Here is a 12,669-nt window from a genome sequence, read left to right as displayed (position 1 = left end):
ATATTGAGGGCGAGCGCCCCAGGAATTTTCGTGCTCCCAAAAGGCGATCGCCCGAGTTGATCTTAGGTTTTGAGTCAGAGATTAAGCGGACTGGATTTTTGCGTCCTGTTGACCGCTTTGCAGGAGTTTAATGATTGCTGATTTTTCTAGCAGTCCCACGAGGGTTCCATTGGTCTGGATAACCGCCAGGGCTTGTAAACCTTGTTGTTCCAATTTAGCGGCCACATCTAGGAGGGACAGATCAGACTGGACTTGATTTTCCGCAGGCACAGATTTGATGAAATCACGCACCTGATTGTGGGGCCAGTCATTGGTGGGTACGGCGCGAAGAACATCAAGGTGCACTTCACCGAGCAGTTGACCTGTTTCGTCCTGGACTAGGAAGCGTTTCCACTGGTTACCAGAGCGAATCGCACTGTTTGCTAAATCCCGTAGCGTCGTTTCTGCGGAGATAATCGGACTGTCTTTAACCACTGCATCAGCCGCCGTTAAACCAGAGAGGGCTGATTGAATGGTGGCAGATTGGGCAGAACGACCCGCATTTTGAAGTAAGAACCAACCAATGATCAGCGTCCAGAAGCTACCCACATTAGAAATACCAAGGATAGATAATGCACCGAGAATGATCGCTGTCCAACCGATAAACTGACCAACACGGCTAGCCCAGATGGTGCCGGTGAAACGATTTCCTGTTAATTTCCAGACAATAGATTTAAGGACGTTACCACCATCAAGGGGAAGACCTGGAATCATGTTAAAGGTAGCCAAAATTAGGTTGATGTAAGCCAACAATCCGGCGATCGCCGCTGGCGGCCCACTCAGCACACCACTACCTGTTAAGAGAAAGAGTGCGATAAAGAGAGCCAAACTCACAAGCGGCCCTGCTACAGCAATCCAGAATGCACCACCGGGCGTTTTCGCTTCTTCATCAAGGTTGGCGAGTCCCCCGAAGAGAAATAGAGTAATAGAGTTGACGCCAATTCCCTGGCGAATTGCTGCATAACTATGGCCTAATTCGTGGAGTAACACAGAGGCGAACAGGAGCAGACCTGCTACCAATCCTAAAATTAAGGCGTTAATGCCGAGGCCTGGAAATTGGGACAATAGGCCGCCGCCAAAGTTCAGGGTGACGAGTACCAGAACAATGAACCAAGAAATATTGATGTAGAAGGGGATGCCAAATAAATTCCCCACACGAAAATTGCCGTTCATAAATGAACCTCCCGAATCGTTGCTGAGGCCCAAAAAGACTTACGTTTAGCGCTATTGAAAACCTTTTTGTCCGCTTTCATTGCTTACATTGTAACAAAATGTAAAGTAGCTACTTTACTGATTAGGTAGTGAAACCCGCCGTTTCGGGTTCGGTTCGCTCGGAATTGCTTGCTTTTGATGGCACTGGTTCAAAAAAAAGGCGATCGCCTTTACAAAAACAAAATTGTCATCCAATTCAACAATACTTAGACTTGATTCAATAGGTTCTGTGAGGGACGAAGAAAAGGATAATCTTGGGGAAAATCTACATCATATTCAAGTTGCATATTGGCCGCAGCTTCCTGATAACAGTCTAAATAAATTTCTTCGAGTAAATTACTTAAACTGGGGGAATCTGCTAATAAATCTTTAAGTTTTGATTGAGTTCTGCGAATCGTCCCCTCCCAACCGCGATAACATTCTGGCATGGGGACATAGTGGCGTTTTAAAAGATGCTCAAACAAAGTAATTGAGCGATTTTTCAGCTCTCGCTTTTCCCGTTTCCCTAAGGATTCTACCTCATCAATTAAATGCTCTAAATCTAATGTCGAGAAATTTTGGGTTTTGAGTTGTTCAACAGTCTTCTCGATCCACATCACAAAGTCATGATCATAAAGTACTTTGTCTATCTCCATGAATTTCCTGCAAGTGCATCTCTAGTTATCATAACGATAAACTCTAATTTGCATCGCGTAGAATAGTGAAATCATTCCTTGAGATTAGGCGATCGCCTCATGAAAACATTGATTCATCTCAAAATCGAGAAACTTCACGAAGCAGGGCAGGATTACTATTTGGCGACCAGTGAGGATGTACAGGGTTTAGTCGCCGAGGGGCAAACCATTGAGGAAGTGATTGAAATTGCCAGTGACTTAGCCAAAATACTACTGGAACTGCATCAACAGAATGAACAACCACCCGCCTTGCCGAATACATTCCAATATCCGCTGATTTTAGAAGTTTAATGGGTCGTTTATCAGGATTTTCCTATCGAGAAGTCACCAAAAAGCTCCGTCGAGCAGGCTTTGAATTCTATCGCAGTGGTAAGGGTGACCATGAAATTTGGTTTAATCTAGCGACAAAACACACTACAACAATCCCACACCATAAAACCATTAAAGAGGGAACATTACGCGCCATCCTGCAACAAGCACAGATTCCCGTAGAAGACTTCCTCAATCTTTAACTGCCGCTCGTCTCCTGAAGCCTTACAATAACGCTGTTACAGAAAGAATCGACGTAAAACTATGACCACTTGCCCCTTCACCCCCGAAGAAATTGCATCTGAAGGCATCAAACCCGAAGAATACGAAGAAATTGTGAGCCGTCTCGGTCGCCATCCCAACAAGGCTGAACTGGGGATGTTTGGCGTGATGTGGTCGGAACATTGTTGTTATAAGAATTCCCGCCCATTGCTGTCTGGTTTCCCCACGAAAGGCGATCGCGTCCTCGTGGGTCCCGGTGAAAATGCGGGTGTGGTCGATATGGGGGATGGTCTGCACCTCGCCTTTAAGATCGAATCCCATAACCACCCATCGGCGATCGAACCCTTCCAAGGGGCAGCAACTGGAGTCGGCGGCATTCTCCGCGATATCTTCACGATGGGGGCGCGTCCCATTGCCCTGTTAAATTCTCTACGCTTCGGCACCCTCGATAATGCCCAAACTCGCCGCATTTTTCAGGGAGTTGTGGAAGGGATTAGCCATTATGGAAACTGTGTGGGTGTGCCAACGGTGGGCGGTGAAGTCTATTTCGATAAAGCTTATTCTGGCAATCCCCTCGTCAATGCGATGGCGTTGGGCTTGATGGAAACCGAGGAAATTATTAAATCGGGAGCCTATGGCATTGGTAATCCCGTTCTCTATGTCGGCTCCACCACCGGACGGGATGGCATGGGGGGCGCAAGTTTCGCCAGTGCCGAATTAACCGATGAATCCATGGACGATCGCCCTGCGGTTCAGGTGGGGGATCCCTTTACCGAGAAATCCCTGATTGAAGCCTGTCTCGAAGCCTTTAAAACGGGGGCAGTGGCAGCGGCGCAGGATATGGGGGCGGCGGGTTTAACCTGTTCGACAGCGGAAATGGCGGCTAAAGGTGGGGTCGGTGTGTTGCTCGATCTCGATAAAATTCCGGTGCGAGAAACGGGCATGGTTCCCTATGAATATTTACTCTCGGAATCCCAAGAACGGATGCTTTTTGTTGCCCACCAAGGACGGGAACAGGAGTTAATTGATATCTTCCATCGTTGGGGTTTACAGGCAGTTGTTGCGGGGGAAGTGATTGCGGAACCCATCGTGAAAATCATGTTTAAGGGTGAAGTAGCCGCAGAAGTTCAAGCAACTGCGCTATCAGATAATACGCCCATTTATCATCGGGAATTGATGGCAGAAGCTCCCAAATATGCACAAACGGCTTGGGCTTGGTCGGTGGATTCTTTGCCGAATTGTGATGGGAATGGCATCGCTGAAAAATCTTGGAATGAGATTTTATTAACCCTGTTAGATGTGCCAACTATTGCGTCTAAAAAATGGATTTATCGCCAGTACGATCATCAAGTACAAAACAATACGGTAATCTTCCCCGGTGGCGCAGATGCCGCAGTAGTGAGGGTTCGTCCGGTGAATGGCAAACCCGACACCTCAACTATTGGTGTTGCCGCCTGTACCGATTGTAATCCCCGTTATGTGTATTTAAATCCGTTGGAAGGGGCAAAGGCGGCAGTGGCTGAAGCAGCGAGAAATTTAAGTTGTGTTGGTGCTGAACCCTTGGCAATTACGAACAATTTAAACTTTGGTAGTCCCGAAAAACCTGTGGGTTATTGGCAGTTGGCAAATGCTTGTAAAGGGATTGCGGAAGCTTGTCGGGAATTAGATACGCCTGTCACGGGTGGTAATGTTTCCCTCTACAACGAAACTCTTGATAGTGATGGTAAACCGACCCCCATTTATCCAACTCCTGTTATCGGGATGGTGGGACGAGTTGAACATATTAACAAAGTCTGTGGTTTAGCCTTGCAAAATGCAGGGGATAAAATCTATCTCCTTGGTACTCAGGCAACAACAACCCTCGGCGGGTCGGAATATCTAAATACAATTCACAATACCGTCGCGGGTATTCCGCCCCAAGTGGATTTTGCCCTCGAAAAAGCCGTCCAAAAAACTGTGCGGGAGGCGATCGCCGCTGGCTTGTTAAACTCTGCCCATGACCTTGCGGAGGGTGGTTTAGCCGTTGCCCTTGCGGAATGTTGTATCGGCGGCAAGCTCGGCGCAACCGTTGAGATTGCTGGCACTGACCGTCTCGATGCCCTCCTGTTTGGCGAAACCTGCGGCGAGATTATTGTCTCTGTGTCTCCCGAAAAGCAAGCCCAATTTGAAGCCCATCTCAATCAATCTTTGGCGGACAATTGGCAGGCGATCGGCTCTGTGAGCAACACCAATCAGTTACAAATTACCGTCAACAATCAGGCTGTAATCGCGGTTTCTGTCGAGGACATGACCACCAATTGGAGTGAGGCGATCGCCCGTCGTTTACATCCGTAATCTAGTTAACTGATTACAATAGAAAGTACAAATCCAGTGGGTAAGGCTAATGACAACAATGACCCTTGCGCTAGAACCCGTTTTCACCTTAAGCAATGAACAATTTCAGCAACTTTGTCTGGTTAATCCAGAGCTTCAACTGGAACGTACAGCTAAAGGAGAATTGGTAATTATGCCTCCCACTGGTGGCGAAACTGGGCGGCAAAACGCTAACCTAATTTTTCAAGTACAACTCTGGAATCACAAATATCAATTAGGAGAAGTTTTCGATGCCTCAACGGGTTTTATTTTGCCCAATGGTGCGACCCGTTCTCCTGATGTTTCTTGGCTTGAAAAATCTCGTTGGCAAGCATTAACAGCCGATCAGCGAGAAAAATTTGTTCCCCTCTGTCCTGATTTTGTCATTGAGTTAGTTTCGCCTAGCGATGCTGTCCAAAAAACAAGGGATAAAATGGAAGAATATCGAGACAATGGTTGTAGTTTTGGGATATTAGTTAATCGCAAGGAAAAACAAGCAGAACTCTATATTGCTGATTGCGAGCCTCAAACTTTATCTCTACCTCATAAAATTTTGGGTATCAATATCTTCAAAGATCTTGTACTAGATTTAACATGATTGATTGGCAATCGCCTTTTTAACGAAGATTAGAGATGGCTTTAAAATCCCCCAAGGTTACTGTTCGTCCGGGAAGCCGCCAACTTCATTAAGATTTTGCCCTTGCTTTTCTCGTATTCTTTTTTCAAAGTTTGCTTACTCACCACGGGATTACTGACAGGCAATCGCTGGCCTAAATCCGCCCAACGGGTAAGCTGTTCCCGTTGCTTCAGGGAAATTGTCGCCTGGGTAATGTGAAAATACCGTTGGGGTTGCCCTAAGGCAAAAAGCAGAATTCGATAGTTCCCTTGGCTGGCTAAGAGACGCGCCATCTGTTGGCCGATCTTCGTTTTCAAGTCCAGATAGCAAGGCAACCAACGGGCTCCTTCACTGCTGTTGTACAGCACCGTGATCCACAACAACATCGGATGGGGGGCCTCAATGAAGAGAAATTGATTGTAACGGGTATCAAAACGGCGTTTGCCCAACTCCTCAGCTTCTAACATCGCCCAAAGACTGGCGATCGCCGTCGGTTCAGCCGGTAAAATCCGTGGGAAAACAATCTTATTTTGGGGTTTATCCGCTGGCCAGGACTGGGCCGCACAAATGGTATCGCTAAAGGTTGTATTCAGTTTGTCTGTAGGCCTTCCCTGGCGATTTACCGTTGAATTACGAAAGCTGGGGGCCGTGGTGGCATTGTTAATCCGGGTCGGATCATTGGGGCCTGCCACCGGAGATGTTGCTTGGAAATTTTGCAGATTTTGGGACGTGGTAAAAAAGGATTTCCTGGTTTCTGCGGCTTGTTGTTCGTAATATTTGGCGATGGGGGCCATGGCTTGCCAAATATCATTGACGGTCTGGGGGCGATCGCGCGGACTTTTCGCCATACAACACATGATAATTTCAGCCAGAGGAGCCGGAATCCGCAGACTTTTATCAAAGGGAATTGGTGGTGTGTCATGGTGTGCCCGGTACCAACCCCCAAAGGAATTATTTTCAGGCATCACGGGCATATCCCCCGTGAGCATCTCGTACATCGTAATCCCCAGGCTATAGATATCAGAGCGTTGGTCTAATTCCTTGCCTTCCATTTGCTCTGGAGAACAGTAGGCGAGGGTGCCCATAAACGATTGGGTCTGGGCGGCTCCGGCTTGGCTGAGGCGTGCAATCCCAAAATCCAGAATTTTTACCAATTCCCCTAGGGACGCATCCTGCATGATCAGAATATTGCTGGGTTTAATATCCCGGTGAATAATTAAACATTGTTCCCCCTTGAAGGTAATCCCTTGGTGGGCTGCTTCCATTCCCAAACATATTTGCCGCACGACTTGAAAAAAACGCGGTAAACCGAGGGTAGCATGGGCAATAATATCGCTTAGACTTTCCCCCTCTAAATATTCCATGACATAAAAGGGCACATCCTGGTCATCGACGCCATAGTCTTTTACCCGCACGATATGGATGCTTTTTTCACTCAGGAGAGCGCAAATGGTTGCCTCCCGCTCAAAGCGTTGGCGCATTTTGTCGTTAAGCAAGGTCTGGGCTAGAAACTTTACGGCGACCGTGACTCCCCCTAGGACTGTATCTTCACCCCGGTAGACACGCCCCATAGCCCCCTGGCCTACGAGGTCTACCAAGCGATAACGGCCGGCGAGAAGGCGATTGATATTGGGATCGGTAGTCATAGTTTGGGGTGGACGAACAAAACAATCAAAACAACAGGAGACCGGACAAAACTTAAAAGATTAAAGCTATTAAAGCTGACGGAGGAGAGTCCCTTCAATGGTACTGGTGAGGTAATGGCCGGCGAGGATGCCCCCGGAGTAGCGATATTCATCGTCGTTAATCTGGTAGAACATTTCAAAGCCACTGCGCCGTTGGCGATCGCCAAGCACCCAGTATCGCTGAACGATTGATTCTGAGCCAACCCAACCTTCTCCTTCCACCCGTCCCAAAATACTTTGTTGCAATACATAGGTATATTGTCGCTCACCGCTATCTAAACGCCCTTTGTATTGATAGGAAATTTCGGGGCGATCGCCATCTTGAAACGTTAACTTTGTCACCATCGTAAACCAATTATTTTGGCCCCAAGCAACAATCGTTTTACCCCGGATGAGAATGGGGGGCTGATTTCGTTCGATCCAACTACCATTTAACGTCCAGCGACCTGCTTCCAACAAAAAACTATGGGCCACAATGTATCTTGCTCCTTGGGACTACGAGACGAATCAATGTCATTTGACCCTGTTCTAGTTGACCAAAAACCTTGATCACACACAGTGGGGATTCGTGACGAAACCTCCTTCTATTGTAAGGAGTTCTGCCCCATTCCGAAAAAGCCAGCGACCCGCTTTACTAGATTGTTAACGATCGAAATATTAAAGACTAGAAAAAACCCTAGGCGATCGCCTAGGGAAAAATTACACAGTAGAGGACGCTTACGGGCAAAACTAAATGCTCTGGGGCCTAGATGCTAAATGATCTAACGGAAGAGATCGGTGTTGAGTCTGAGGCCATTGTTGCTTGGGTTCGGATTCGACTGGCCTGCCGCGCGACCCTGGGTCAAATATTCTCCGGTACCACCATCGGCGGGATCGAGGAAGGGCTTGAGGCTAATACCACTGTTTGAGTAACCTTGGGCTACGGGACTAGGGGTAGAAGAGGTAGAGCGGCCGCCAAAAATACTTTGGAGTTGTCCCAGGAGGCTATTGGTCGAGCCAGTGCCCATGAAGGTATTGACCCCACGGGTTTGGAAACCGCTATCGGCACTGAGGAGATTATCGAATACTTGATCCCGTGTGGCGATCGCATTTTGGCCCCGGGGCACCGTAAAGACGATTTGGCAGGTGGGGTTCAGTTCGGTGGTCACACAAACGATGTCGTAACCATTTTCGCGGCCAGTGGTGAGTTCGACGAGACCATCACCCCGGTACAGTTCCAAGCGGCGGGCAATCTCTTCACAGCGACGCTCTGCATTCCAACCGCCCCCCATGGTGCGGGGAATCGCCCAAGGATAAACTTCCCCGGGACGACTTTCGGGCTGGTACATTACGGTGTATTGTCCCTGGTCGTACTGACACACAAAACGGTGATCGCCAGAATTGTAGATCACATCACCGGGCGTATTCCCCGCATTGGAATCTGTGTCCACAACGATGTCCGGCGGCACCTGGGCGATCGCACTGCTGGCGGCAAACCCTAAAATTTCTAAGCCGACAATACCGATTTTTAACCAAGTTCGAGTGTGCAAACCTTTACTCATCTTCAAATTTCTCGTGCGTCACAGTGAATTTTAGGGGGATCCTATGGCTTTTGATGACGGGATAAGCTGACTTTAGGTTCCCCTTGTCGGCCGGAAAATGGATGTGATATATTTACTGAGCTAATTAATTTTGCGGACGTGGCGGAATTGGTAGACGCGCTAGATTTAGGTTCTAGTGTCCTAGACGTGAGAGTTCGAGTCTCTCCGTCCGCATTTACAAAAAAAAGTTCCTGGGGTTTGGAGTGATGGCACTTTCCCACACTGAATTTGAGCAGGCGATCGCCCAAGTGGAAGCTGACCTTGCCGCCCTAAAAGACCGTCACGCCCAGGTTAAGGCCGCCGAAGCCCGCATCGTAGAACTTAGAGTAGAACAAGAGAATCTCCAGGCAGAGCCAGAAACGATCCAAAAACAAGCCTCCCTCAAAACAGAACTCAACCTCATTGCCGCCGAAATCGCGAAGTTAGAACTGCAACTCGAAAGTCAGTTGCTCAAGTGGCAGGAACCCTTTTGGCAAATTGTTCGGTTCACAGGGGTGGGCATTTTATTAGGCTGGATTCTTAAATCGTTTACGGTTTAGGGTTTCAATCCCCTTGTGGTCGCCCTGGATAAAGCGGGCGTACCAGTACCGGCGCATAAAAATCGTCCTGGGAAAGCACCACCTTTGATTGAGCCGACAACAGAAGCAAAGCCCAAAAGATCCCGACCTTTTCGTGGCGATGTTGTTTGGCGGTGATCTCCTGGGGGAAAAATTCGTTGGCCTCTTTATAGGCGATCCATTGACGGATTAAATCGTCTAATTCAAACACCACGGGGGTTTCTGGATCAGGGGGCATCTGGGTCTGGAAAAATTGTTCTAGCTGGGCGGCTAATTCCGTGAGATTTTCATCATGGGCCAACTGGGTAATCTGTTTAATGGCCGCTTTATTGGATAGTTTACGTGGCGTTTTGAGGCGTTTTTTGGGGGTGTGATCCTCGATTTCGTTGGCAATTTGTTGGATTTGCTCAATAAATTCCTGGAGGGTGACCCGCCGCCGTTTTGGGGGAGGTGCCGTAGCCCGCCGCCGGAGTCTTTTTTCCAGCTTGAGGGGGAGTCGTTCCGTATCGCTTGCGTCCCAATCTTCGTAGAATTCTTCTTCCTGAACCTCTGCTTCAATGGCCGTTAAACTTTCGAGGGTGTCGGCCTTGAGGAGGACAAGTTTGGAGGCCCATAAGAAAGTTTGACCCGACTGGGGTAGGTCGGCCTCCCTGAGTATTGGGTCTGTATCCCCGGCAAGGCCTAGTTCACTGAGAAACTGATCGATAACATCGATGACTTGCACATCCCAGGGATCAATTTCTCCCTGTTGGGCTAGTTCAATGAGGGTGGCGATCGCCGCTTGGGGTTGGGTGGCCATGGTTGCATCAAAGGGTCAAAAATCAGGCCGTTTGCTCAGGTTGAGACTCTTCTGGGGATGCTTCAGCGGGTTTCTGGGTGTCCACCGTATCAGTAGAAGTTTCAGGTTCAGGCACCGTTTTGTCTGCAGTGGATGCGGTCCTCGCACTGGGGGACTCTGCCGATGATTCTGCGGCGTTTTGTTGGGCGGCCTGCAGTTCAGCCAAAGCTTTTTCCAATTCCTCAATTTTTTGACTCTGGAGCTTCAGTTCCCGTTGGGCTTTCCATGATTCAATTTGCCGCTGCAACTGATCCCACAGGCTAAACATCCAGGCTAGAATCGCCCCTGTGCCCACCGCCAGCAGGAGTTCGATGGAGAGGGGCGCTTCGGCTTGGAACCCCGGAATGATGTTAATCCCGACGGGTTGTGTATTTTCGATACTAAATAGCGCTAGGGCTAAGCACAGGGCAAAAAACAATAAAAAATTCAGTTGCCGCATGATCTCTCCACAGGATGCATCGCGTGGCGGATCTCGATGGCGATCGCCAACACACCCCCTAGGATATCGTAATTGTTCCAACCCCAAAAAATTGCCCCAAACATTGTTGGGGCCGCCGGATGATAAAAGTGATAATTGCGATCGCCTGGGCTTAAGCCAGGGACATTTTGGTGCCACCCACAGCATCCCCAAGGCTCACATTTACCCCAGAATAAACAGTGCCTCGACGGGCATCAATGGAGATAATCGAGCCATCCCGAATTAACTGAGTTGCTTCCTTAAAACCGACAATCACCGGAATACCCAACCGCATCCCCAAAGTTGCCGCGTGACAATTTTGATTTGGTTCTTCGATCACGATGCCGCTGGCCTTACGGATCATTTCCACATAGGCCGCATCCGTAGACCGAGCAACGAGAATTTCTCCTGGGCCAAAATCATTGATATCTTCACTTTGATTCACGACCCGGGCACGACCACTGGCCGCCCCTTGACCAATGCCAATGCCTTCTCCGAGCACCGCCTGCACCATTTCGACTTTGATGAGATCTGTAGAACCAGACACCCCTTGGAGCGTCCCCGCTGTCATGATCACCAAGTCCCCTTCATGGAGAAAACCGCTCTCCTGGGCCACATTAATCGCCGCCTTAAAAGTTTGGGTCGTTGACGGAGAATCCATAACAAGGAGTGGCTTTGCCCCCCAGACCAACTGGAGACGACGGGCCACATCCACATGGGGGGTGACAGCAAGGATCGGCGTTGCTGGGCGAAATTTGGAGACGTTTCGGGCCGTTGCTCCAGACTTGGTGAGGGTCATGATCGCCGTTGCATCTAACTGTCCAGCAATGTGGCTGACGGCGGCAGAAATAGCATTGGGAATCGATTTTTTATCAGAAGGTTGTTTTTGAATGCCGTCGGGTTCCTTTTCGATGCGCTTGGCGATGGTTGCCATGGTTGCCACGGCTTCTACGGGGAATTCACCCACAGCAGTTTCATTAGAAAGCATCACCGCATCGGTACCATCTAAAATCGCATTGGCCACATCGGAAACTTCGGCGCGGGTGGGGCGAGGATTACTCACCATGCTATCGAGCATCTGGGTGGCGGTAATTACAGGAATCCCGAAGCGGTTGGCAGTGGCAATGAGTTTTTTCTGGAGAATGGGGACGTCTTCGGCGGGCAGCTCGACCCCAAGATCCCCCCGGGCGACCATAACACCATCGGAAAGGGACAGAATAGCCTCCATCTGTTCAATCGCCTCGTGTTTTTCGATCTTGACGATCACGGGGACATTTTTCCCAGCATTGGCGATGAGCTCTTTGATTTCCAGGACGTCTTGGGGATTGCGCACAAAACTGAGGGCCACCCAATCAACCCCTTGGTCGAGGCCAAACATGAGATCTTCGCGGTCTTTATCGGTGAGGGCTTTGACAGAGAGATAGACCCCAGGAAAATTGACCCCTTTGTTATTGGAGAGCTTGCCACCGACGACCACGCGGCAGTGGAGATTTTTTGCGGCAATATCGACCCGTTCGACCTTCATTTCTACCTTGCCATCGTCGAGGAGGATGGTGGAGCCTTCGGGAACTTCTTCCGCTAGCTTGTCATAGCTGACGTAGCCCACTTCTTGGGTACAGGGCACCTCACGACTTGTGATGATGTAGGGATCGCCGTTTTTGAGGGTGATAAAGTCGCTCTCATAGCGACCAAGGCGAATTTTTGGCCCCTGGAGATCCTGGAGGATACCAACGGGTTGGTTCAGTTCAAAGGCGGTTTGTCGAATCAGACGAATATTGCGTTGGTGGTCATCGTGGGTACCATGGGAGAAATTTAGCCGTAGAGTAGTTGCCCCTGCTTCGATGATTTCCCGGAGAACGTCTGGTTTGCTAGTCGCAGGGCCAATGGTGGCGACGATCTTGGTGCGGCGGGGCATTTCTCTAGAGGGCATAGTGAACTTTCTCGGGTCAGTTGGGAAAACAAGCCTCATATTATCCCAAAAGTTGACGTTTCTTTCTATACGTGGCAGGGGAGTTCTGGGAGATTTTGGGAATCTCGATGGGATCTGCTCTAGGGTCTGTCGGTGGAAGCTTTTGGTGGACAAGGGGGAAGCCAGAGAATCTTCCCCTTATTTTTGTGGTTTTCCTTC

General features: G+C 49.1%; 13 protein-coding genes and 1 tRNA gene. 6 read left to right on the top strand and 8 right to left on the bottom strand.

Annotated features, from left to right (window positions below):
- Positions 1–81: 81 nt before the first annotated feature.
- Both AWQ22_RS08640 and AWQ22_RS08635 read right to left on the bottom strand, forming a co-directional pair.
- Positions 82–1,212: a site-2 protease family protein gene (locus AWQ22_RS08640; RefSeq protein WP_065710817.1), complete on the bottom strand. Its 1,131-nt coding sequence runs from the start codon at positions 1,210–1,212 to the stop codon at positions 82–84.
- A 245-nt stretch (positions 1,213–1,457) separates the two neighbouring features.
- Positions 1,458–1,886, bottom strand: a complete 429-nt coding sequence (locus AWQ22_RS08635; protein ID WP_065710816.1) for a DUF29 domain-containing protein — start codon at positions 1,884–1,886, stop codon at positions 1,458–1,460.
- A 99-nt stretch (positions 1,887–1,985) separates the two neighbouring features.
- On the opposite strand from AWQ22_RS08635, the gene AWQ22_RS08630 reads away from it, so the two are divergent.
- From AWQ22_RS08630 to AWQ22_RS08615, 4 genes are all read left to right on the top strand, one after another.
- Positions 1,986–2,216: a type II toxin-antitoxin system HicB family antitoxin gene (locus AWQ22_RS08630; protein WP_065710815.1), complete on the top strand. Its 231-nt coding sequence runs from the start codon at positions 1,986–1,988 to the stop codon at positions 2,214–2,216.
- The gene (locus AWQ22_RS08625; RefSeq protein ID WP_012307280.1) at positions 2,216–2,437 is read left to right on the top strand and encodes a type II toxin-antitoxin system HicA family toxin; all 222 of its coding nucleotides are present in this window, start codon (positions 2,216–2,218) and stop codon (positions 2,435–2,437) included. Before AWQ22_RS08630 ends, AWQ22_RS08625 begins: the two co-directional genes overlap by 1 nt.
- A 61-nt stretch (positions 2,438–2,498) precedes the next feature.
- Entirely contained in the window at positions 2,499–4,790 is a 2,292-nt protein-coding gene (gene purL / locus AWQ22_RS08620; RefSeq protein WP_065710814.1) for a phosphoribosylformylglycinamidine synthase subunit PurL, read from the top strand.
- Positions 4,791–4,839: 49 nt separating this feature from the next.
- The gene (locus AWQ22_RS08615) at positions 4,840–5,406 is read left to right on the top strand and encodes a Uma2 family endonuclease (RefSeq protein WP_065710813.1); all 567 of its coding nucleotides are present in this window, start codon (positions 4,840–4,842) and stop codon (positions 5,404–5,406) included.
- A 41-nt stretch (positions 5,407–5,447) separates the two neighbouring features.
- Here AWQ22_RS08615 and AWQ22_RS08610 read toward each other — a convergent pair whose 3' ends face one another.
- The 3 genes from AWQ22_RS08610 to AWQ22_RS08600 all read right to left on the bottom strand — a co-directional run bounded on the left by AWQ22_RS08610 (position 5,448) and on the right by AWQ22_RS08600 (position 8,650).
- Positions 5,448–7,070 (bottom strand): serine/threonine-protein kinase, encoded by a 1,623-nt coding sequence (locus AWQ22_RS08610; RefSeq protein WP_065710812.1) that lies wholly within the window; start codon positions 7,068–7,070, stop codon positions 5,448–5,450.
- Positions 7,071–7,139: 69 nt separating this feature from the next.
- The gene (locus tag AWQ22_RS08605) at positions 7,140–7,583 is read right to left on the bottom strand and encodes a hypothetical protein (RefSeq protein ID WP_012307276.1); all 444 of its coding nucleotides are present in this window, start codon (positions 7,581–7,583) and stop codon (positions 7,140–7,142) included.
- A gap of 287 nt (positions 7,584–7,870) precedes the next feature.
- Positions 7,871–8,650: a COP23 domain-containing protein gene (locus AWQ22_RS08600; RefSeq protein ID WP_065710811.1), complete on the bottom strand. Its 780-nt coding sequence runs from the start codon at positions 8,648–8,650 to the stop codon at positions 7,871–7,873.
- 132 nt (positions 8,651–8,782) lie between these two features.
- Between AWQ22_RS08600 and AWQ22_RS08595 the strand changes: the two genes are divergently transcribed.
- Together AWQ22_RS08595 and AWQ22_RS08590 are read left to right on the top strand one after the other, a co-directional pair.
- A tRNA-Leu gene (locus AWQ22_RS08595) sits at positions 8,783–8,863 on the top strand.
- Between the two features lie 32 nt (positions 8,864–8,895).
- Positions 8,896–9,228, top strand: coding sequence for a hypothetical protein (locus AWQ22_RS08590; RefSeq protein WP_030006958.1), 333 nt, complete (start codon positions 8,896–8,898; stop codon positions 9,226–9,228).
- A 4-nt stretch (positions 9,229–9,232) separates the two neighbouring features.
- Here the strand turns inward: AWQ22_RS08590 and AWQ22_RS08585 are convergent, their stop codons facing one another.
- The 3 genes from AWQ22_RS08585 to pyk all read right to left on the bottom strand — a co-directional run bounded on the left by AWQ22_RS08585 (position 9,233) and on the right by pyk (position 12,471).
- Positions 9,233–10,045 (bottom strand): segregation/condensation protein A, encoded by an 813-nt coding sequence (locus AWQ22_RS08585; protein WP_065710810.1) that lies wholly within the window; start codon positions 10,043–10,045, stop codon positions 9,233–9,235.
- Positions 10,046–10,067: 22 nt separating this feature from the next.
- Positions 10,068–10,523, bottom strand: coding sequence for a LapA family protein (locus AWQ22_RS08580; protein ID WP_065710809.1), 456 nt, complete (start codon positions 10,521–10,523; stop codon positions 10,068–10,070).
- Positions 10,524–10,674: 151 nt separating this feature from the next.
- On the bottom strand, positions 10,675–12,471 hold the full coding sequence (gene pyk / locus AWQ22_RS08575) for a pyruvate kinase (protein WP_012307271.1): 1,797 nt from the start codon (positions 12,469–12,471) through the stop codon (positions 10,675–10,677).
- Between the last annotated feature and the right edge of the window lie 198 nt (positions 12,472–12,669).

Source organism: Picosynechococcus sp. PCC 7117, from assembly GCF_001693275.1.
Lineage (GTDB): Bacteria > Cyanobacteriota > Cyanobacteriia > Cyanobacteriales > MRBY01 > MRBY01.
This window is presented reverse-complemented; position numbering and strand designations above follow the sequence as displayed.